Source organism: Hymenobacter yonginensis (assembly GCF_027625995.1).
Taxonomy (GTDB): Bacteria; Bacteroidota; Bacteroidia; order Cytophagales; family Hymenobacteraceae; genus Hymenobacter; species Hymenobacter yonginensis.
In genome coordinates, this window is sequence record NZ_CP115396.1 from 3,625,011 (window position 1) to 3,644,153 (window position 19,143).

At 62.6% G+C, this 19,143-nt stretch carries 19 protein-coding genes and 1 tRNA gene; 9 read left to right on the forward strand and 11 right to left on the reverse strand.

Annotated features, from left to right (window positions below; genetic code table 11):
* The first annotated feature begins 140 nt into the window (after positions 1 to 140).
* From O9Z63_RS15655 to O9Z63_RS15665, 3 genes are all read left to right on the forward strand, one after another.
* On the forward strand, positions 141 to 2,762 hold the full coding sequence (locus tag O9Z63_RS15655) for a SusC/RagA family TonB-linked outer membrane protein (protein WP_270126244.1): 2,622 nt from the start codon (positions 141 to 143) through the stop codon (positions 2,760 to 2,762).
* A 66-nt stretch (positions 2,763 to 2,828) separates the two neighbouring features.
* The gene (locus O9Z63_RS15660) at positions 2,829 to 4,277 is read left to right on the forward strand and encodes a hypothetical protein (RefSeq protein ID WP_270126246.1); all 1,449 of its coding nucleotides are present in this window, start codon (positions 2,829 to 2,831) and stop codon (positions 4,275 to 4,277) included.
* A 167-nt stretch (positions 4,278 to 4,444) separates the two neighbouring features.
* Positions 4,445 to 5,728 (forward strand): M16 family metallopeptidase, encoded by a 1,284-nt coding sequence (locus tag O9Z63_RS15665; protein ID WP_270126247.1) that lies wholly within the window; start codon positions 4,445 to 4,447, stop codon positions 5,726 to 5,728.
* A gap of 140 nt (positions 5,729 to 5,868) precedes the next feature.
* Here O9Z63_RS15665 and O9Z63_RS15670 read toward each other — a convergent pair whose 3' ends face one another.
* The 4 genes from O9Z63_RS15670 to O9Z63_RS15685 all read right to left on the reverse strand — a co-directional run bounded on the left by O9Z63_RS15670 (position 5,869) and on the right by O9Z63_RS15685 (position 7,959).
* Positions 5,869 to 6,498: a hypothetical protein gene (locus tag O9Z63_RS15670; protein ID WP_270126248.1), complete on the reverse strand. Its 630-nt coding sequence runs from the start codon at positions 6,496 to 6,498 to the stop codon at positions 5,869 to 5,871.
* A gap of 136 nt (positions 6,499 to 6,634) precedes the next feature.
* Positions 6,635 to 6,913 carry a hypothetical protein gene (locus O9Z63_RS15675; RefSeq protein ID WP_270126249.1) on the reverse strand — a complete coding sequence of 93 codons (279 nt, stop codon included), beginning with the start codon at positions 6,911 to 6,913 and terminating at the stop codon, positions 6,635 to 6,637.
* Between the two features lie 133 nt (positions 6,914 to 7,046).
* Positions 7,047 to 7,403 carry a hypothetical protein gene (locus O9Z63_RS15680; protein ID WP_270126251.1) on the reverse strand — a complete coding sequence of 119 codons (357 nt, stop codon included), beginning with the start codon at positions 7,401 to 7,403 and terminating at the stop codon, positions 7,047 to 7,049.
* Between the two features lie 64 nt (positions 7,404 to 7,467).
* Positions 7,468 to 7,959: a hypothetical protein gene (locus O9Z63_RS15685; protein WP_270126252.1), complete on the reverse strand. Its 492-nt coding sequence runs from the start codon at positions 7,957 to 7,959 to the stop codon at positions 7,468 to 7,470.
* 290 nt (positions 7,960 to 8,249) lie between these two features.
* Between O9Z63_RS15685 and pheS the strand changes: the two genes are divergently transcribed.
* The 3 genes from pheS to O9Z63_RS15700 all read left to right on the forward strand — a co-directional run bounded on the left by pheS (position 8,250) and on the right by O9Z63_RS15700 (position 10,101).
* Positions 8,250 to 9,287: a phenylalanine--tRNA ligase subunit alpha gene (pheS, locus tag O9Z63_RS15690; RefSeq protein ID WP_270126254.1), complete on the forward strand. Its 1,038-nt coding sequence runs from the start codon at positions 8,250 to 8,252 to the stop codon at positions 9,285 to 9,287.
* Between the two features lie 171 nt (positions 9,288 to 9,458).
* Positions 9,459 to 9,932, forward strand: coding sequence for a Rieske (2Fe-2S) protein (locus O9Z63_RS15695; RefSeq protein WP_270126256.1), 474 nt, complete (start codon positions 9,459 to 9,461; stop codon positions 9,930 to 9,932).
* Between the two features lie 95 nt (positions 9,933 to 10,027).
* A tRNA-Asn gene (locus tag O9Z63_RS15700) sits at positions 10,028 to 10,101 on the forward strand.
* A 267-nt stretch (positions 10,102 to 10,368) separates the two neighbouring features.
* On the opposite strand, the gene O9Z63_RS15705 is transcribed toward O9Z63_RS15700, so the two are convergent.
* From O9Z63_RS15705 to O9Z63_RS15730, 6 genes are all read right to left on the reverse strand, one after another.
* Positions 10,369 to 10,701: a T9SS type A sorting domain-containing protein gene (locus O9Z63_RS15705; protein WP_270126258.1), complete on the reverse strand. Its 333-nt coding sequence runs from the start codon at positions 10,699 to 10,701 to the stop codon at positions 10,369 to 10,371.
* Between the two features lie 334 nt (positions 10,702 to 11,035).
* On the reverse strand, positions 11,036 to 11,716 hold the full coding sequence (locus tag O9Z63_RS15710; RefSeq protein WP_270126260.1) for a sterol desaturase family protein: 681 nt from the start codon (positions 11,714 to 11,716) through the stop codon (positions 11,036 to 11,038).
* A 59-nt stretch (positions 11,717 to 11,775) separates the two neighbouring features.
* Entirely contained in the window at positions 11,776 to 12,318 is a 543-nt protein-coding gene (locus O9Z63_RS15715) for a shikimate kinase (protein ID WP_270126261.1), read from the reverse strand.
* A gap of 6 nt (positions 12,319 to 12,324) precedes the next feature.
* Positions 12,325 to 13,383: an ABC transporter permease gene (locus tag O9Z63_RS15720; RefSeq protein WP_270126262.1), complete on the reverse strand. Its 1,059-nt coding sequence runs from the start codon at positions 13,381 to 13,383 to the stop codon at positions 12,325 to 12,327.
* 185 nt (positions 13,384 to 13,568) lie between these two features.
* Positions 13,569 to 14,675, reverse strand: coding sequence for a BT_3928 family protein (locus O9Z63_RS15725; RefSeq protein WP_270126263.1), 1,107 nt, complete (start codon positions 14,673 to 14,675; stop codon positions 13,569 to 13,571).
* 190 nt (positions 14,676 to 14,865) lie between these two features.
* The gene (locus tag O9Z63_RS15730) at positions 14,866 to 15,420 is read right to left on the reverse strand and encodes a DUF1599 domain-containing protein (RefSeq protein WP_270126265.1); all 555 of its coding nucleotides are present in this window, start codon (positions 15,418 to 15,420) and stop codon (positions 14,866 to 14,868) included.
* Between the two features lie 98 nt (positions 15,421 to 15,518).
* Between O9Z63_RS15730 and folP the strand changes: the two genes are divergently transcribed.
* The 3 genes from folP (at position 15,519) to O9Z63_RS15745 (ending at position 17,672) form a co-directional block, all read left to right on the forward strand.
* Entirely contained in the window at positions 15,519 to 16,400 is an 882-nt protein-coding gene (gene folP, locus O9Z63_RS15735) for a dihydropteroate synthase (protein ID WP_270126266.1), read from the forward strand.
* Entirely contained in the window at positions 16,397 to 17,239 is an 843-nt protein-coding gene (gene cdaA / locus O9Z63_RS15740) for a diadenylate cyclase CdaA (RefSeq protein ID WP_270126268.1), read from the forward strand. The genes folP and cdaA overlap by 4 nt, the downstream gene beginning before the upstream one ends.
* A gap of 73 nt (positions 17,240 to 17,312) precedes the next feature.
* Positions 17,313 to 17,672, forward strand: coding sequence for a hypothetical protein (locus tag O9Z63_RS15745; protein WP_270126269.1), 360 nt, complete (start codon positions 17,313 to 17,315; stop codon positions 17,670 to 17,672).
* Positions 17,673 to 17,772: 100 nt separating this feature from the next.
* On the opposite strand, the gene kbl is transcribed toward O9Z63_RS15745, so the two are convergent.
* A complete protein-coding gene (kbl, locus tag O9Z63_RS15750; RefSeq protein WP_270126270.1) occupies positions 17,773 to 18,969 on the reverse strand; it encodes a glycine C-acetyltransferase in 1,197 nt (398 codons plus the stop codon).
* Positions 18,970 to 19,143 lie beyond the last annotated feature (174 nt).

Genomic DNA, 19,143 nt, shown 5'->3' on the forward strand with positions numbered 1-19,143 from the left:
CGGGAGCAGGCAGAATTGGTGGGTGGCGCCAAAAGTACGGGTTTGGGTTGGATGCGAAATTATTGGCGGCCGGATTGTGAAATCAGCCTCCGGTCGGCATCTATCTTCGTGCGCTGATTTTCCTTTCCTATCCTGCTTCTATGACCCGATTATCACCGCTGAGTTCTTTGTTGCTGCTTTCCCTCCCGGCCCTGGCCCAGCAGCCGGATACCTTGGCCTTACGGCGTGTGGGGGCGCTTCAATCTGATAGCATAAATGGGCTTATCCAGGATGAAGTTATTGTAACTACTTCCCACTTATCCCCCTTCTTACCTATCCAGGAGCAGCTCCGCCAAGTAGCCGGCGTGCAGGCCTCGCCGTACTCCGGGGCGCCGGGCGCGCAGGTGGCAGTACGGCTGCGGGGCGCGGCCTCGCTGGCCCGCAACGCGCAGCCGCTCTACGTGGTGGATGGCATGCCGGTGTACCAGAACATGGGCGAGAGTGAGTTGCCTACTACGCTTGGGGTGCAGTCGACGCAGGTATACAGCCTCAACCCGCTGCTGAACCTGCCCAATCAGGATATTGAATCGGTGACGGTGCTGCGCGGGGCCTACGAAACCGCCGCGTATGGCGCGCAGGGCCAGAACGGCGTCATCAGCATCACCACCAAGCTGGGCCGCCTAAACCAAACGCCGCAGGTGCGCTACAGCGGCTACGGCGGCGTGCAGCAGGTGCGGCGCCGCTACGACTTGCTGAACGCCCGTCAGTACGCCGAATTTCAGAACGAAGCCGCCCGCAACACAGGCTTCCCGGAGCCATTCTCACCTACCCAGGTGGCTGGCCTGGACGAGGGCACTGACTGGCAGCAGGAAGTGCTACGTGTGGCCGCCCTGCAGGAGCACCACCTGAGCGTGGCTGGTGGCCGCTCCGCCACCCGCTACTACGTGGGCGCCGACCACCTGCGCCAGAACGGCATCGTGGAGAACTCGCAGCTGCGCCGCTACGCGCTGCGGGCCAACGTGCAGCAGCAGCTCACGCCCCGCCTCACGCTGGACGCCCGCGCCGGCGCCAGCCAAACCGAGGCCCGCCTGCCCCCCGAAAACCTCGCGCTGAATATGCTGACGGCCGCGCCGGTGTTTCCGGCCCGCCTGCCCAACGGCGAGCTGAACGACGACCCGCAGTTTGGCATCAATCCGCTCAGCCAAGCCCTGCGCCAAACGCGCGAGCCCCGGCAGCGGCAGTTGCTGGCCCGCCTGGAGCTGCGCCAGCAGCTCGGGCAGCACCTGACGGCCAGCCTGCTGGGACATGCGGAGTGGAACCACCTGCGCCGCACCAGCCTCAGCCGCATTGGCGGCAGTTCCCCCACCTCTGAAAGACGCCAGCTAGAGGATCGGCAGCGGCGGCAGCTCAGCTACCGCGCCGCCCTCAGCTACGGCCGCACCCTGGCTGGCCGCCACGCCTTCACGGCCCACCTGCAGGCGTATCGCCAGGACGTGCAGCAGCACGACAGCTCCGAAACACGCACCACCAGCGGCAGCGCGCAGGTCATCGAAAACAGCCGCAGCCAGAATGAGTACCAGCTGCTGACCGCCAGCCTGCAGACCGGCTACACCTACGCCGGCCGCTACGAGCTGCAGGCCAGCCTGCGCCACGATGGCAGCAGCGCCTTCGGCACCGACCAGCGCCAGCAGTGGAGCCCCGGTGCCCAGCTCACCTGGCACGCCGGGCAGGAGGCCTTTCTGAAAGATAATTCCATCGTGTCGCAGCTGGATATACAAGCCGGCATGGGGCGCACGGCCAACACCGGCAATTTCTATGGCCAGAACTTCTTGGTCTTCGTGCTGGGCGGCTCGGGCGGGGGCGGCGTGCGGGCTACGCCTATCCGGGAAGTTACCACCCAGCAGGATGCAGGGCTGCGGGCCGGGCTCTGGCACAACAAGCTGCTGGTTGAAGCCAGTGCCTACCAGCGCCGAACGGCCCTGACCACCGTTTCGCTGTTTGGCCGCACCGACGACGCCGGCATGCTGCACGCCCGCGGCCTGGAGCTGAGCCTGACCGGCACCTGGCTGAGCAGCTCCCGCTGGTACGCCGGCACCACCCTGGCCCTGGCCACCCAGCAAAGCCGCTATAATGGCGACCAGCAAAGCTGGGGCAGCAGCAGCGTGCAGCTAACGGCCGACGGCGACCCGCTGGCCAATTTCCGCGGCCTGCGCTACCTCGGCCCCGATGCCACCGGCCAGGCGCGCTACGCCGGCAGCACGCCCGCTTCGCCCGAGGGCACCTACGAAAACCTGGGCTCGGGCCTGCCCGCCCGGCTGCTGGGCTTCACGCAGCACCTGCGCTACCAGCGCCTGAGCTTGCAGCTGCAGGCTGATGGTGCTTTCGGCCACCAAGTGTACAACCTCAACAACCGCTACCTCGACGACCCCGGCGGCTTTTACGACAACGGCAGCCGCCGCCTGCTCAGCCGCTGGACGCCGGCCAACCCCAACACCGACGTGCCGGCGGCCGGCGCGGGGGTGCGTTCTGGCAGCTCTTATTTCCTGCAGTCGGGCAATCATGTGCGCCTGTCCAGCCTGCTGATCAGCTACGAACTGTGGAAGCAGGCCGCGCGCAGCGTGAGCGTGTGGGTGGGCGGCCAGAATCTGCTGGTGCTAACCAACTACCGCGGCTTCGACCCCGGCGTGAGCAGCGCCGGCGCCGACGCCAACCAGGCCGGCCTCGACGCCGGTGCCTACCCCACCGCCCGCACCGTGCTGGTAGGCGTGCGGGGAGAATTTTAAGGCTGGCAAAACCCCTGTAACTTGCGTAGCCCGGCCAGAGTCAATTGGCCGGGCTACTGCTTTTCAATGAAAACACGCGTACTCTTTTGGGGCCTGATCCTGTTTGTGCTGCTGGATCTGGCCTTCACCTTTTTGCAGGCCAACCAGCTGCCGCTGGAAGGCGACATGATAGACATTGTGCTGCCCGGCCCCACGTGCCGGCAGGTACTCCACGACCCGTTCGGCTGGGCCGCACTGACGCGCAACGAAGTGTACGTGGCGCCCAACCGATTTTTCGCGCACGCCGCCATGAGCGGCTACTTCAAGACGATGCCGTTTGCGCTGCAGCGCCTGATGCCGCCTATTGCCAGCGTGTACGCCGCCTGCGCCCTATTTGCGGTGGCGGTACAGGCGCTGCTGCTTTATGTGCTGGCCGTGTACAGTACCAGCAGCTACTCGCTGCGGCGGTGGCAGCTGTGGGCCGCGGCGGCGTTGCTGGTGCCGCTGTTTCAACTCGGCGGCTACAACGACCAGATCGGGATTCTGGACCGCGCCATTACTTACACGTTTTTCTACGCCTTCCCGCTCACGTTGCTGTTGCTGCTGCTGCTGCCGTTTTACTTGGCGGCCCGGCGCGGCGAGCCGCTGCGCCTGAGCTGGCCGCGCCGCCTGGCGCTGGTAGCCCTGATGGTAGTGCTGGCCTTCAACGGGGCCATTATCACGGGGGTGGTGACGGTGCTGTTTTTCGGGATTGGGGTGCATTGGCTGCGTAAGCAGTGGCAGGCCGGAGCGCGGTTTGGGCTGGGGCAGTGGCTGAGCCGGGTGCGCCAGCTGCCGGTGCTGCCGGTAGCACTGCTGGGCATCTTCACGCTGCTGTGCCTGTACTCGCTCTACATCGGGCAGAACGAGCTGGAAAGCACCGAGCACATGCTGCCGCTCTGGCAGCGCTACGCCCGCATTCCGTCGGGTATCTACTGGCAGCTTCACCGACTCGGGCTGCCGCTGCTGCTGCTGGCTACCCTGCTCAATCTGGTACTCATCCGGCGGCAACTGCCCGCCTCCGATGAGAGCCGCCACATCTTCCGGATGCTGCAGTGGCTGGTGCTATTCAGCGTGCTGTACGTGCTGCTGCTGCCGCTGGGCGGCTACCGCAACTACCGCCCGCTCATCATCCGCCGCGACTCCATCATGCCGCTGCTGCTGGGCCTGATGTTTCTGTATGGCCTCAGTACCCAGTTGCTGCTGCGGCAACTGCCGCGCAGGCCGCATCGCTACTATCTGGCGGGGGTGCTGGCGTTTTCGGCATTCTTCATGCTCTCCGACCAGTTGCAGCTCACCAACAACAACGACTGCGAGCGAGCCAGCCTGGCGCGGCTGGCGGCCTCCCCCGAGCCAGTCGTACGGCTCAGCGAAGGCTGTACGGTAGCTGCCTGGTGGAAAATCAACGCTCCGCAGTATTCCGAAACCAGCGCCCAACTGATTCAGTACTGGGGTATCACAAAAGACGAAAAACGCTACTACCTGCAGGGGTGGTAGTGTTTGGGGAGTAGAACTCAGGGTTTAGGAAGCAGAATACAGGCCGTTTGGGCTAAGTTCAGCTGCACAACACGGTTCCTTAATCCTCAGTCCCTAGTCCCCATTTCCGAACCCGGTGGGCCAGCCAATGGTTAGCCTTTTATCTAGTTTCTCCCCGCTCCTTCTCCATGATTCATTTCGAAGAATTTACGCTGGCCAACGGCCTGCGCTGCATTGTGCACGAAGACCACACCACCCCGATGGCCGTCCTCAATGTGCTCTACAACGTAGGCGCCCGCGACGAGGACGCCGACCATACCGGCTTCGCGCACCTGTTTGAGCACCTAATGTTTTCGGGCTCCGTGAATATCCCAAGCTACGACGAGCCGCTGCAGCGGGTGGGCGGCGAAAACAATGCCTTCACCTCGCCCGACATCACCAACTACTACCTCACCGTGCCCGCCGCCAACCTCGAAACCGGCTTCTGGCTGGAATCCGACCGGATGCTGAGTCTGGCTTTCTCGGAAAACGGGCTGGAGGTGCAGCGCAAAGTAGTAGTGGAAGAGTTCAAGCAGAACTACCTCAACCAGCCTTACGGCGACGTATGGCTGAAGCTGCGCCCCCTGGCCTACCAGCACCACCCCTACCAGTGGGCCACCATCGGCAAGGAAATCAGCCACATCGAAAACGCCGTGATGGACGACGTACGGGCCTTCTTCAAGAAGCACTACGCCCCGCAGAACGCCGTGCTGGTAGTGGCCGGCGCCGTGACGGTGGCCGAGGCGCGCCGCCTGGCCGAAAAGTGGTTTGAGCCCATTGCGGGCGGCCCGGCCTATGAGCGCCAGCTGCCCGCCGAGCCCCGCCAGACCGAGCCCCGCTTCCTAGAAATAGCCGCCGACGTGCCCCTGAGTGCCCTCTACAAAGTGTACCACATGCCCGCCCGCAGCGCCGACGACTACTACGCCGTGGATTTGCTCAGCGACCTGCTGGGCCGCGGTAAGTCCAGCCGCCTGTACCAGCAGCTGGTGAAGGAAAACCCGCTGTTCAACTCCATTTCGGCTTCCGTGACGGGCTCCCTGGAGCCGGGCCTGCTGGTTGTGAGCGGCAAGCTCAACACCGGCGTGACGCTGGAAGCCGCCGATGCCGCTGTGGAAGCCGTGCTGGCCACCCTGCGTGAGGCGCCGGTAGCCGCCGACGAGCTGGAAAAGGTGAAAAACCAGGCCGAAGCCAGCATCGTGTTCGGGGAAATCGAACTGCTCAACCGCGCCATGAACCTGGCCTACAGCAAGCTGATGGGCGACGCCAACCTCGTCAACCAGGAAAGCGCCCGCCTGCAGGCCGTGACGCCAGCCGCCGTGCACGCCGCGGCCCAAGAAGTGCTGCGCCCCGACAACTGCAGCACGCTCTACTACCGCGCCCAGCCGGCCACCGAAACCGTCCCGGCCACCCTGGCCACCGCCGACGCCGAGTAGCGCTGCCGGAAAACGAGTAGCAGCGTGCCGCCTTGTGCCTCATTTCAGACAATAGCCCGGCATCAAACTGCATAAGAAAGGCCCGGCCGACAATACGTCGGCCGGGCCTTTCTTATGGGCTTTGCACAGGTTGAATGGGCTTACCAGCCGCTACCACCCGAGCCCCAGCCGTCGTCCTTTTTCTTAGCAGGTGCGGCTTTCTTGGCAGCCGGTGCGGCGGCCTTCTTGGTGGCCGTAGTGCCGCCCGACGCCTTGGTGGCGCTGGCCGAAGCAGCTACGGGTGCGGGAGCTGGCTCTGGAGCGGCGGCTACCGGTTCTGGCTCAGGCTCTGGCATTGGCGCGGCTACCACCGGATCGGGGCGGCGTACATTGCGCTTGATGTAGGGAGCCAGCGGGCGGCCCCGGTAGTCGGTAGTAACCCGGTGCGAAGGCGCGGCCGTGAAGCCAGGCGCTACCACCGAGCCGCCGGGCTGGTTGCTGGTGCCCACCGCCGTCATACCGCCACCGCCGAAACCGGCTTGGCTGGATACGGCATCCGTAGCGGGAGCTGCGGCCGGCTCAGCGGCTGGCGCCTCCATAGGGGCGGCAGCAGCGGCCGGAGCAGCAGCCTTCTTAGGGGCAGCAGCGGCTTTCTTCGGTGCCGGAGCAGGCGTGCCCCAGCCGTCCGACGAACCCCAGCCGTCGTTGGCCTTCTTTTTAGTCTGCGCCAGCGCAGGAGCAGTTACGAGGAATGTGCCGGCCAGCAGCAACGGTAAGGCAAAACGATTCATTAGAGCTAGGATTAAAAAGTGCTGCAAGATACGGCTCCGCCTGCTGGCAGGAAACCTTCCGTGTACATTCTTGCGAAACGCAATGTCTTGCCAGAAGTTCCTGTCGGCGCGGGATTTAACGGCGCATATCGCCAGCCTATTGCTTGGCTGGCTTCTGACCGGGCTTTGTGGGCGCAGCCGGCGTACTGGGGGCGGCAGTTGGAGCTGCCGGCGCCGGAGCAGTGGCGCGTGTTTCGGATGGGGCCGCCGGGGCCGCTACCGGCTCCTCAACATCGGTGGCGGGAGCAGCCGGCGCGAAGGGCTGCACGGCGGCGGGCTGTGCCGGCGCTGCTTTGGCTTTAGCGGCCGGCTGGGCCTGGGCCGTCAGGGCCAGCAGGCAGCAAGCTAGGGTGGGTAATAGCGGGAAACGGACCATAATCTGACAGATGGATGGTGGGACATTCTATAAGTTACGATTTATTTCTTCCTTTTCCTCAGGCACTTACCAACTCCCCCTAAACGCCAAAAGCCCGGTCAGCAGACCAGGCTTTTGATGGGAGGCGGGGGCCTCACGGCTTGCGGCGGACCGCCGGCTTTTCGGAGGAGATGGACGAGGCTCCGGATGCAGCGGGCTTCGGGGCTTTCTTTTTCAGTGGCCGGCCCATGTAGTCGGTGGTGGGCGGGCTGGGCATGTTCAGGCGCAGGCCCGGGGCCAGCTTCAGGTTTTCTTCGTCGCGCCGGCCTGCCCGGTTGTAGCGGGCGTAGGCGCCAGAGCGGGCCTTGGCGCGGGTGTTACTGGTGCGGTGGTAGCCGTTGGCCGCCTTTTTGGTGCCGCTGGGGCGGGTGGTTTTCTGGGCCTTCGCCTCCGATACCAGCAATATGCCCAGCAGCGCGAGACCAACGGTGAAAGCAGAGACGATACGCATGGCAGGATTCAGCTAAAAGGTTGGCAATAAGCTACCATACGCAGGCGCCGCGTATCCGGCTGGATTACCAGCTGGCCGGCTCGCTGGAAGCCACGGTGCTGTTTTGCGTGGTGGTTTTGCCCAGCGTAGTGGCGGCCTTGGCTTTAGGCTTGATTGGGCGGCCCCAGTAGTCGGTGCTCACGCCACGGTAGGGTGCCGTGTTCATGCCGGGAGCGGCCATCACCCCCGACGACTGCATCATGGGGTCGGTGCTGGCTTGCTCCTGGTAAGCCACTTCTTTGGCAGCGGCCATGGTGCGGTTGGCCTTCTGCTTTTTCTTGAGCGGGCGGCCCCAGTAGTCGGTGGTAGGGCGGCCGTGCAAGCTCAGGCTCTGGCCGGGAGCCGTATTCCAGCTCATGGTGTAGGCAGGCGCGGCCTCGGCTTCGTCGGGCGCTACGGCGGCGGGCTCGGCCAGTTCATCCAGCCAGGAGTTGGCGCCAGCGGGCAGCTGGCCTTGGGCGAAAGACGTGCTGAACGAAGCAGCTACCAGAAAAGCGGAGAGAATCAAGGATTTCATAGCCAGAGGAAGATAAGACGGCGGAAAAACAGAAAAGGCAACCGGGCCTCGGCAGCAGAACGGGCGGCACGCCACGTTCCGGCAACTGGCCGCTGGTGTTTGAGCTAAGACAGCAACCATACCAATTTCCTTTTCCAGCCGGCGGACAGGGCCTGTTTTTTCAGCAAAACCGCATTAGAAAGCCATACAAGCAGATTTTTTTCGGCATTTTTTTTCTTGACCCACACTTTCCTCCCGGCGCAGGCCTGGCTTTTCCTACTCACCCCTCAACTGCCTACCTTTGTTGTACTATGCAGGAGAACATCACCCGGCTGCGCGCCGAAATAGACGCGTACGACCTCAGCACCCCCGAGCAGCTCGACCAGTTCCGCATCGCCTACACGGGCCGCAAAGGCCAGCTGGCCGACCTGTTCGATCAGCTGAAAACCGTACCGCAGGAGCAGCGCCGCGCCGTTGGGCAGGAGCTCAACCAGCTCAAGCAGCTGGCCCTGGCCCGCTTCGAAGGCCGCCAGCAGGAGTTGGAGGCCGCCACGGCCACCGCCCCCGCCGACCCCACCTTCGACTACACGCTGCCCGCCGTGCCGCAGGCTCTGGGCACGCGCCACCCGCTGAGCGTGGTGCGCGAGGAAATCGTGCGGATTCTGGCCCGTATCGGCTTCAACGTAGCCGAGGGGCCCGAAATTGAGGACGACTGGCACAACTTCACGGCCCTCAACTTCCCCGAAAACCACCCCGCCCGCGACATGCAGGACACCTTCTTCGTGCGCCGCACGCCCAGCGAGCAGGAGTGGGTGCTGCGCACGCACACCAGCCCCGTGCAGGTGCGCGTGATGCAGGCGCAGAAGCCCCCGATTCGCAGCATCATGCCCGGCCGCGTGTACCGCAACGAAGCTATTTCGGCCCGCGCCCACATGATGTTCCATCAGGTGGAGGCGCTGTTCGTGGATGAAAACGTGAGCTTCGCTGACCTCAAGCAGACCGTGTACCACTTCGTGCAGGAGCTGTTCGGCAACGATGTGCAGGTGCGCTTCCGCCCATCCTTCTTCCCCTTCACCGAGCCCAGCGCCGAAATCGACATCACCTGCCTGATTTGCAAAGGCAAGGGCTGCAACATCTGCAAAGGCACCGGCTGGGTGGAAATCGGGGGCTGCGGCATGGTCGATCCGGCCGTGCTGGAGCAGTCCGGCATCGACCCGGAGCGCTACTCCGGCTACGCCTGGGGCATGGGCATCGAGCGGATTACGATGCTCAAGTACCAGATCAAGGACCTGCGCCTGTTCACGGAAAACGATATGCGCTTCCTGCGGCAGTTCGAGAGCGTGCAATAAGCTCGCCCGCAGCCCGACTTCAGACTACACCCCGCATTCTGCCGTTGTGATGACGGAACACGTACCGAGGGCCGTATAACGGCCTGTGCTACGGTTCTGCCGCCACAGCGGCAGTTGCCGTTTAATGGCACTCGCCTAGCCGTGCGGCCCGTTTTATCTACACTTGTTTCCATGAACCCAGCCCACCTCTTTTCCTCCGCCAACTCTTTGCCGCGTTGGCGCGCCCTTGTAGGGCTGCTGGCCTTTGCCGGGCCGCTGCCCCTGGCTTCTTGCGACTCCGGCTCCAACGCAGTGGAGCCCCAGATTCCGCTGGTGGCCTTCAACTCGCCCATCAACCTCACCAACCAGGAGTACGTGACCCTGCGCGCCGACAACGGCGCGGCCTACGTAGCGGGCGGCGTGCGTGGCTTGATTGTGGTGCGCCAGAATGCCAGCACCTACGTGGCCTTCGAGCGCAACTGCCCCTATCGCGCCAATGACACCTGCGCCCGGGTCCGCATCGATGCGTCGCGGCTGTTTCTGCGCGACGCCTGCTGCGCCTCCCAGTTCGACCTGCTGGGCCGCCCGCAGGCCGGTCCGGCTACCCGTCCGCTGCGCCAGTACACAACTTCTTTGTCTGGTAGTATCCTGACAATCACGAACTAGCCGAAAAATCGCATTTTTTTTTAGCCCTGCGCTTGCACAAACTTTTAATTTGCTCTAATATTGCACCAGCAACGGCAAAAAACGCCGCCATAACCGCTTCCTTAGCTCAGCCGGTTAGAGCATCTGACTGTTAATCAGAGGGTCCCTGGTTCGAGCCCAGGAGGGAGCGCCTCGAGTGAAAAATGCCCGCCTTTATCGGCGGGCATTTTTCGTTTATCTGCCCACAGAACTGTCACTCTATGTTGGCCTACTGCTCCCAGCATATTGGCAGGCACGCGGATCATACTAATGGCTTATCGTTTTCCATTGGTAGTGATACCCGCAACTGCTGGGCCAACCTGACAATCAACATCCCTCCTGCTAGCTGGTAGCACCACAATACAAAAGGGCGGCCCCACGAGGCCGCCCTTTTGTGTTTTTACGACTGACAACGGAGCTATTCCTTCACTACGCGCAGCAACTTAGCGCCGTGTGCTGCAGCAAGCTTCAGCAGGTAGATACCGGCCGGCTGGGCCTGCAGATCTACTGTGTTCTGGCCGTTAAGATGCTGCACGACTTTGCCCAGCGTGTTGTGCACCGTACTCGTTACGTACACCGGCTGGCCGTTTGCATCCAGCACCCGAAATACGCCGGTACCCGGGTTGGGCGCCAATGTCAGCGTCTGCGGCACACCGGCACAGGTGGCGCAGCCGCTCACGGCCCGAGTACTGGTGATGCCATACAGGTAAGGGCGGTGGCCCGAGCGGGCCCCTTCACGCAGGCCGCTCACGCCCTAGGCCCACCAGCGCCGCAGCCAGCAACTGACCGTGTCGGCATCCACAGCAAATAAGGCCACCAAACGGCTGATGCTCTGACTCCGGCTGCGGCCCAGTATTGCCTGTGCCCGGCGGCGCATACGCTAGTGCGGGCCATGGGCCGCTACCTGTTCCAACGTTAGAACTTCTGGGTTGGCCAAATCAGTAGCATCTCACATTCAAAAAAATACGATCTTCTAACCAACTGTATTACTTTCGCCTCACCACCTAATAGTCAAATAATTAGCGTTTCATAGAAAAAAAGCCACTCGCTATGAGTGACTTTTTTTCTATGACAGGAGCACCTAACTAGCTTTTCTTTTCCGGCGGCATCGTGCCGATGATGTGGTCCCAGAGTGTGGTGCTTACACCAAAGGCAATTTCGTCTTGCCGGTAGTGGTGCTGGGCATGGTGGTGCCACCATACTTTCAGGAAGTTCTTCGGCGGCGAGTACACATGAATGGCGTAGTGCACGAACAGGTACAGCGCATAGCCGAACACGAAGCCCGCCAGGATGCCGAAGCCGGCATTGCCGAACGTGAAGCGGAAGATGAAGAACAGCAGCGACGCCACGAACACCGTCAGGATGGGCGGCATGGCCAGGCGCGTCTTGTCTTTGGGGTACTCGTGATGCACGCCGTGCATGGTGTACTGAAACTTGGCCTTGCGGGGCGTGTTGGCCTTAAGGTGGTACACGTAGCGGTGCATCAGGTATTCGGCCAGCGTAAACAGGAACCACCCGCCCAGAAACAGCCCGAACGCCGACAGGCCCGACAGCAGGCCGCGGCTCAGGCTGTAGTAGAGGCTCACGCCCGCCACGCCAAAGAAAATGCTGAGCGGCCCGGCAATGTGAGTGTGCGTGAGGCGTTCCAGCACCGGGTTCTGAAACAGCTGCGCCGAGCCCTTGTGCTTGGGCTTTACGGCTTGCGCCGGGGCAATGGGGCTGGATTTAACATCAGGAGTCGGAGCAGCAGGCGCAGTCTGATTCATGGAGACAAGTATCTGATTCAAGGGGCAAAAGTACGCAGCGCAGCGTAAACCAGCATTGGTTAAGCCAGGGGCAGGTACTGCGCCAGCAGCCGCCGGACGTTGTCCAGGGTGCAGGCGTCAGCGGTGCAGCGTAACGGTGCGCGGTCGTAAAACCGCTTTCGGTAGCGCAAGGTTTCATCCAGGCGGCTAATCAGGGCGGCGCGGTCGGGCAGGCCGGCCAGCAGGGGGCGCTGCGCCGCCGCCGCCAGAATGCGCGCCGCCAGCTCCGCTACGGGCACCTCCAGGTACAGCACCGGGCCATCGGCGAGCAGGTCCTCTAGGTTGTGGTGGAAGCAGGGCGTGCCGCCGCCGGTGGCCAGCACGAAGCGGCCGGGCTGCTGCTGTATTTCGCGCAGCGTGGCGGCTTCCCGCTCGCGGAAATAGTCTTCGCCTTCGGCCGCGAAAATATCGGCCACGCTGCGGCCTTCCCGGCGCACAATTTCCTCGTCGAGGTCCAGAAACGGCAGCTCGTAGGCCACCGCCAGGCCGCGGCCCAGCGTGGTTTTGCCGGCACCGGGCATGCCAATCAGATATAGACGCTGCAGCTCAGGTTCGGAGGCCATACGCAGTTAAGAAGTCAGTTTTACGCGCGGATCGAGCACGGCGTAGAGCACGTCCACGGCAATGTTCACGACTACAAACAGGGCCGCAATGAAGATGGTGGCGCCCATCACCACCGGGAAATCCAGGTTTTCCACGGCCCGCAGCGTGACGGTGCCCAGGCCCTTCCAGTTGAAGATATACTCGATAAAGAAGGCGCCCGCCATCAATGAAGCCAGCCAGCCCGACACGGCCGTTACTACCGGGTTCAGGGCGTTTTTGAGGGCGTGGCCTACCACCGTGCGGTAGCCCGACAGGCCCTTGGCCCGCGCCGTGCGGATGTAGTCCTGGCCCAGCACATCGAGCATGCTGGAGCGGGTGAGCTGCGTGATGACGGCCAGCGGCCGGATGCCGAGCGCGAAGGCGGGCAGCAGCAGGTTGCGCAGCACCAGGTGGCGACCCGTGAAGGCGTCGGTTTCGAAAAGCTGCCCCGTGAGGTTGAGGCCGGTCCAGCGGCTCCAATAGAAGCCGAACGTAATGGCAATCAGGATGGCGGCCACAAACGAAGGCACCGAAATACCCAGCACCGACGTGGTAATCAGCAGCCTATCCAGCCAGGTGTGCGGCTTAAGGGCGGCTACCACCCCGAACGTAATGCCCAGCACAGCCGCCAGCAGCATGGCCGCCAGCGCCAGCCACAGCGTGCCCGTGAAGTGGTCGAGCAGGATGGTAAGCACCTCTTTGTTGCTTTGGAAAGATCGCCGCAGATACGGCGTTTTCAGCACCACGGCCCGCTCGCCCAGCGGCAGCAGCGCAAGGCCACCGTACTTGGCCGTGCCCGCCGAGTCGCGCGGGTGCAGCCCCAGCGGCGACACGTCGTTGAGGTAGCCGAGCAGCTGCGCGGGCAGCGGCTGGTCGAGGCCCAGGTCGGCGGCAATGGCGGCGCGGGTGGCGGCGTCGGAGCGCTGGCCGGCCAGCAGGGCCACCGGGTCGCCGGGCAGCACCTGAAACAGGAAGAACACCGTGAGGGCCACGCCCGCCAGAATCAGCAGGCCATGCCCCAGCCGGCGCAGAAGGAAGATGAGCATGCAGTAAAGGTAGTGCGGCGGGCGGTCATTGCGCAGCCAATAAGCACGTCATTCCGAGCGAAGGCAGAGCCGTAGCCGAGGAATCTCACTAGTGTAGTAAACTTGATTCTACCATACTAGCGAGATTCCTCGGCTACGGCTCCGCCTTCGCTCGGAATGACGTGCGCACTGCGCTGTTTTGCCTCTTAAAACAGCTTCTCGATCTTGTACAGATCGGGGATGTCGTGGTAGTGGTATTTGGCTTTCACCACGCCGTCCTGCAGCACCATCAGGCCGGGGTTGGAGCGAATCATGGACTTGAGCACGGTGGCGTCGGCGAAGTAGTAGGGGCCGGGCAGGTTCACGTCGTGGCGGAACGAGTCGAACTTGGGCGGGCTGGTGCTGGTGATGGTGAGCGACTGGATGTTGCGGCGCGACTTGCCGGCGGCTTCCATCAGGGCATTGATGGCCTTGAAACGCTCCCGGTCGGTTTTGTTGGTATTCTGCACGATGAGCACTAGCTTGTTGCCTTTCAGCAGCTCCTGCGTGTAGGAGTTGCCCTCCACATCCGACACCTCAAAGTCCGTAATAACCGGCTTCGACGCTTCCGGATTCAACGACTCCATGCTCTTGTACTTCCATGTCGAGTCGGTGGGGTATTGGTCGAAGGTTTTGGTTTCGCCGTTGCGCTCCATCACATATTGGTAGCGCGCCTGCTCGCGGGGCTTCATCAGTTGCCCGATGTTGTTGCCGACCTTGTAGGGCAGGAAATCGAAGTACGGCAGGTGGCCCAGGGCGCGCACCCCGATGCCAATAGCCACGGCCGAAGCCAGCGTGATGTACATCACGCCCAGCTGGCCCTTGGCGAAGCTGTAGCGCAGAAAGCGCTGGTTGAAGAACACCACGGCCCACAGCCCCAGCAGCACCACATCCTTGCTAAACGACTGCCAGGGCGTGAGCTTGATGAAGTCGCCGAAGCAGCCGCAGTCCGTGACTTTGTTGAAGGCCGCCGAGTAGAACGTGAGGAAGCCAAAAAACACCAGCAGCGCCAGCAGCACCCACAGCGTTTTGTTGAGCATCCAGCGCAGCAGCAGCGCTACGCCCAGCACCACTTCCAGCGAGCTGAGCACGATGCTCATCGTCCGGGCGTAGTCTTTGAAAAACAGAAAAAAGCTGCCGAAATCCTCGGCAAACACCTCGAAGTACTCTTCCAGCTTCAGGGCTGTGCCCACCGGGTCGTTGAGCTTGATGAGCCCCGAGAAGATGAACAGCGCCCCCAGCAGCAGCCAGCAGACTTTCGTAACTAATTTCATAACAGCGTTTTGGACTTTTGAAGTCAGAAGAGCGTGGTTGGTTTGGCAGACAAGAGCGGCGGCAACCTGGCACCGCAGAAGCGTGGCCGGCGCCCGTCGCACCCGCGCCGCGCAGTACATACGCTAAACTCAACCGTCGGATACAGGCAGTGCCACAATGAGGCGTAAGATACAGCCCCGCCCCAACACGCTACGCCGCCGAAACGCCGAACCCCTTCTTGATCAGCACAAACACAGCGTAGTTGAGCATGTCGCGGTAGTTGGCCTCCACCCCTTCCGACACGCGCGTGGCGCCGGCCAGGTCCTCGATCTGCTTGGTGCGGTGCAGCTTCATCAGGATAATGTCGGTAATGCTTTCGATGCGCATCTGGCGCCAGGCTTCCCCGTAGTCGTGGTTTTTGGCGAACAGCAGGCGGCGGTTTTCGGCAGTCTGCTCGTCGTAAGCGGCGGCCACGGCGTTGGGCTCCAGCTCCAGTGGGGCGTCGGCGGGCAGGCGCAGCTGCATCAGGGCCATCACGCAGTAGTTGACGATGGCCACGAACTCCCCGTCCACGCCGTCCTCGACCAGTTGGCGGCCTTTCTCTTGAATGCTGCGGATGCGCTGGGCCTTGATGTAAATCTGGTCGGTGATGCTGGGCAGGCGCATGATGCGCCAGGCCGTGCCGTAGTCGTGCGTTTTGGCCACAAACAGGGCGCGGCACTGCGCAATCACTTGGTCGTACTCGTGCTGGGTTTGATTCTCCAAGTTTTTGAGGCTATTTTGTTGCAATTCGCCTTTTTCGTCCGTGCTGGCCGTCTGCCCAAGCCAAGGAAAGGACAACAGCCGGCACAACACCCGAAACCATGCTCCAGGCCCCGCAAGATACGTGTTTCCCCGCTGCGCAAACCCTGCGCTGCCCCGGTGGGCGCCTGCTCGATCTGCGTCGGCCGCAGGTGATGGGCATCCTCAACCTCACCCCTGACTCGTTCTTCGAGGGCAGCCGCATCGAAACCGAAACCGACCTGCTGCGCCGCGCCGAAACCATGCTCACGGCTGGGGCCGCCGTGCTGGATCTGGGCGGCTACTCCTCGCGCCCCGGCGCCGAGCACATTTCGGAAGACGAGGAAAAGCGCCGCCTGCTGCCCGCCGTGGAAGCCGTGCACCGCGCCTTCCCTGAGGCGTTGCTGTCGGTGGATACGTTCCGGGCCGGCGTGGCGGCCGAGGCCGTAGCGGCCGGCGCCGCCATCCTCAACGACATCAGCGGCGGCACCCTCGATACCGACATGCTGCCCACCGCCGGCCGGCTGGGCGTGCCTTACATCCTGATGCATATGCGCGGCACGCCCCAAAACATGACCCAGCACATCCACTACGAGGGCGACCTGGTACTGGAGCTGGTGCGCTACTTCCGCGACAAGCTGGCCGTGCTGCGCCAGCACGGCGTCACGGACGTGGTGCTCGACCCCGGCTTTGGCTTTGCTAAAACCCCGGCCCAGAGCCACGAGTTGCTGCGCCGCCTGCCCGAGCTGCGGGTGCTGGGTTTGCCGATTCTGGCGGGGCTCTCCCGCAAAAGCATGGTGTATAAGCCGCTGGGCCTCACGCCCGACGCGGCCCTCACGGGCACGGTGGCCGTGAACACGCTGGCCCTGCTCAACGGGGCCCAGCTGCTGCGCGTACACGACGTGGCTGAGGCCGTGCAGACCGTACAGCTCGTTTCCAATACTTTTCCCCCGTTTCCGTCGTGATTGGCTCGTTCTCCATCGGCTTCCTGCGCATCGGCTGGATAGACGTCGTGGACGTGCTGCTGGTCACGGTGCTGTTTTATCAGCTGTATAAGCTGCTGACGGGCAGCGTCGCGCTGAAGATTTTTCTGGGCTTTATGTCCATCTACCTGTTTTACCTGGTAGTGAAGGCGGCTGGCATGGAGCTGCTGACCAGCATTCTGGGGCAGTTTATGAGCGTGGGCGTGCTGGCCGGCATCATTTTGTTTCAGCAGGAAATCCGGCGGTTTCTGCTCAACATCGGCAAGGCTACGGCCTTTGAGCGGATGCGCATGTTTCCGTGGCGCCGCGACACCGACAACGCCGAACGCCTCAACGTGACGCCCTTCGTGGAAGCCGCTAAGAGCCTGGCCGGCAAGCAAACCGGCGCCCTCATTGCCTTCAGCCTAGCCTCCGACCTCAAGCCCTTCGCCGACACCGGCGACCTGATTGATGCGGCCGTGAGCAAACGCCTGCTGCTGAGCATCTTCAACAAAACCAGCCCGTTGCACGATGGCGCCGTCATCATCAGCCGGGGCCGCATTAAGGCGGCGCGCTGCATTCTGCCCGTGAGCGAAAACCCCGACGTGCCCGCCGCCCTCGGCTTGCGGCACCGCGCCGCCATCGGCCTGACGGAAGTAACCGACGCCGTGGTGCTGGTGGTGAGCGAGGAAACCGGCCAGATTTCGCTGGTGCGCGGCGGCGAAGTCTTCCGCAACCTCGCCCCCGCCGACCTGCGCGCCCGCCTCAACGAGTTCCTGTTCGACGCCGCGCCCAAGCCAGCCGCGCCGGCTGGTGCTACAACAGCGGAAGTAGCAGCGTAGCAATATAGCCGCAACCTGTTCGCCTTCTTTGCCGTTATAATTAGCAAATCGTGCTAATAAAACAGGCAAACATATGAAAATTCAAGTTGAAAAAGACGAGAAGGGTTTTCTGCCCGACGGTCGTCATTCTGTTGAAATAACCGACATTGAAGAAGGTGTGAGTGAACACCAAAATGTGCCCTTCTTTGCTGCCCGCATGGAAAACGAGGATGGCTTCGTAACACAGCGGTTCTACAACTCGCCGGCCGGCAAACCCATTATTCTGTCCTTGTATGCCGCTGCGGGCATCAAGCCAGAAGGCGAGCAGGACCTCGACACCAAGCAACTGATCGGTAAAACGCTGTCGGTGGAAGTCAGCGACCACACTTACGCCGACCCTGCTACCGGCCAGGAGCGCAGTATCCGCCAGGCCACTGGTTTCCGGGCCAGCTAAGTAGAGTGCATCTTCTCGATATAAAAAAAGCCTCCGCTAATCAGCGGAGGCTTTTTTCAGGGCCTGAATTTTGGCTTGGGCAGGCCACTCGCCTTACCGGTTACTTCAGCACTTCCAGCTCCTTGCCTACTTCAATGAAGGCGGCAATGGCTTTGTCGAGTTGAGCGCGGGTGTGGGCGGCACTCAGCTGCACCCGGATGCGGGCCTGGCCCTTGGGCACCACTGGGAAGTAGAAGCCTACCACGTAGATGCCTTTTTCCAGCATGCGGGCCGCAAACTCCTGGCTCAACTTGGCGTCGTAGAGCATGACGGGCACGATAGGGTGCTCGCCGGGCTTGATGTCGAAGCCGGCGGCTGTCATCTGCTCGCGGAAGTAGGTGGTGTTTTCTTCGAGCTGGTCGCGGAGCTGGGTGCTTTCGGTGAGCAGCTCCAGCACGCGCAGGCTGGCGCCCACAATGGCGGGCGCGAGAGTGTTGCTGAACAGGTAAGGCCGGCTGCGCTGGCGCAGCATGTCGATAATTTCCTTGCGGCCCGTGGTGAAGCCGCCCATAGCGCCGCCCAGCGCCTTGCCCAGCGTGCCCGTGATGATGTCGACGCGGCCCATAACGCCCCGCATTTCGTGGGTGCCGCGGCCGGTTTTGCCCAGGAAGCCGGTGCTGTGGCACTCGTCCACCATCACCAGGGCCTGGTACTTGTCGGCCAGGTCGCAGATGGCGTCGAGGCGGGCAATGGTGCCGTCCATGGAGAACGAGCCGTCCGTTACGATGATGCGGTGGCGGGTGCCCTTCTCCTTGGCATCCTGGAGCTGCTTTTCCAGGTCTTCCATGTCGTTGTGGGCGTAGCGGTAACGCTGGGCCTTGCACAGGCGCACCCCGTCGATGATGGAGGCGTGGTTGAGGGCATCCGAAATAATGGCGTCCTGCTCGTTGAACAGAGGTTCGAACACGCCGCCGTTGGCGTCGAAGGCCGCCGCGTACAGGATGGTGTCCTCAGTGCCTAGGAACTCGGCCAACTTGGCTTCGAGTTGCTTGTGGATATCTTGGGTGCCGCAGATAAAGCGCACCGACGACATGCCGTAGCCGTGGGTATCAATGGCTTCTTTGGCGGCTTTGATTACCTCGGGGTGCGACGACAGGCCCAGGTAGTTGTTGGCGCAGAAGTTCAGCACCTCACCCGCCTCGGCGGTTTCAATTTCGGCGCCCTGGGGCGAGGTAATCACCCGCTCCTTCTTGTAGAGGCCGGCGTCTTTAATTTCCTGAAGCTGCTGCTGAAGATCGGGCTGAAGGGTGGTGTACATAATGGTGGGTTGATGGAGTATGGTTTGGTGAACGGGTGGCCGCGTAACAAAGATACCACGCGTCATTCTGAGCGGAGCGAAACAGAACGTCATGCTGAGCGAAGCCGGAGGCGTAGTCGAAGCATCTCGCGTGCTGATGTGGCCGAGGTAACCAGCCGTAACCACTCCATAGCC

Excerpts from the sequence above, each read along its gene's own strand:
- O9Z63_RS15695 (WP_270126256.1), top strand. The coding sequence starts at position 9,459 with ATGAACCCAGCCCACCTCTTTTCCTCCGCCAACTCTTTGCCGCGTTGG.
- O9Z63_RS15745 (WP_270126269.1), top strand. The coding sequence starts at position 17,313 with ATGAAAATTCAAGTTGAAAAAGACGAGAAGGGTTTTCTGCCCGACGGT.
- O9Z63_RS15725 (WP_270126263.1), bottom strand. The coding sequence starts at position 14,675 with ATGAAATTAGTTACGAAAGTCTGCTGGCTGCTGCTGGGGGCGCTGTTC.
- O9Z63_RS15680 (WP_270126251.1), bottom strand. The coding sequence starts at position 7,403 with ATGCGTATCGTCTCTGCTTTCACCGTTGGTCTCGCGCTGCTGGGCATA.
- pheS (WP_270126254.1), top strand. The coding sequence starts at position 8,250 with ATGCAGGAGAACATCACCCGGCTGCGCGCCGAAATAGACGCGTACGAC.
- O9Z63_RS15715 (WP_270126261.1), bottom strand. The coding sequence starts at position 12,318 with ATGGCCTCCGAACCTGAGCTGCAGCGTCTATATCTGATTGGCATGCCC.
- O9Z63_RS15670 (WP_270126248.1), bottom strand. The coding sequence starts at position 6,498 with ATGAATCGTTTTGCCTTACCGTTGCTGCTGGCCGGCACATTCCTCGTA.
- O9Z63_RS15660 (WP_270126246.1), top strand. The coding sequence starts at position 2,829 with ATGAAAACACGCGTACTCTTTTGGGGCCTGATCCTGTTTGTGCTGCTG.
- O9Z63_RS15710 (WP_270126260.1), bottom strand. The coding sequence starts at position 11,716 with ATGAATCAGACTGCGCCTGCTGCTCCGACTCCTGATGTTAAATCCAGC.
- kbl (WP_270126270.1), bottom strand. The coding sequence starts at position 18,969 with ATGTACACCACCCTTCAGCCCGATCTTCAGCAGCAGCTTCAGGAAATT.
- folP (WP_270126266.1), top strand. The coding sequence starts at position 15,519 with ATGCTCCAGGCCCCGCAAGATACGTGTTTCCCCGCTGCGCAAACCCTG.
- O9Z63_RS15720 (WP_270126262.1), bottom strand. The coding sequence starts at position 13,383 with ATGCTCATCTTCCTTCTGCGCCGGCTGGGGCATGGCCTGCTGATTCTG.
- O9Z63_RS15655 (WP_270126244.1), top strand. The coding sequence starts at position 141 with ATGACCCGATTATCACCGCTGAGTTCTTTGTTGCTGCTTTCCCTCCCG.
- O9Z63_RS15665 (WP_270126247.1), top strand. The coding sequence starts at position 4,445 with ATGATTCATTTCGAAGAATTTACGCTGGCCAACGGCCTGCGCTGCATT.
- O9Z63_RS15685 (WP_270126252.1), bottom strand. The coding sequence starts at position 7,959 with ATGAAATCCTTGATTCTCTCCGCTTTTCTGGTAGCTGCTTCGTTCAGC.
- O9Z63_RS15675 (WP_270126249.1), bottom strand. The coding sequence starts at position 6,913 with ATGGTCCGTTTCCCGCTATTACCCACCCTAGCTTGCTGCCTGCTGGCC.